Source organism: Aquimarina sp. 433, from assembly GCF_054054605.1.
Genome location: NZ_JBSWZK010000045.1, coordinates 1 through 292, shown reverse-complemented (window position 1 = coordinate 292; position 292 = coordinate 1). Strand labels below are relative to the sequence as shown.

At 68.8% G+C, this 292-nt stretch carries 1 protein-coding gene; it reads left to right on the top strand.

The annotated features are described in order from the left end of the window. The coding region (locus ACWNT5_RS24280) for a hypothetical protein (RefSeq protein ID WP_456518865.1) at positions 1-292 on the top strand (292 nt) is incomplete at both ends.

The window sequence follows — 292 nt, the reverse complement described above, 5'->3', positions numbered from 1 at the left end:
CCTGGACCAGGCGGGGGAGTGGTACTTCGACTACGGGTCCGATCAGCTGTGGCTGGGCGCCAGGCCGGACGAGTCGACGCCCATGGAGCTGGCCGTGCAACCCGACTTCGTGCGGCCCACCGACGCCGAGGACGTGTCGATCAGCAACGTGACCCTCCGGCGCTTCTCCACACCGGCCCAGCACGGGGTCATCCACGCTGGTGGCCCCCGATGGACCATCAGCGACGTCGCGGTCGAGGAAAGTCATGGGACGGGCATCGTCGTGGGCGACGACACCGTGCTCGAGGACAGC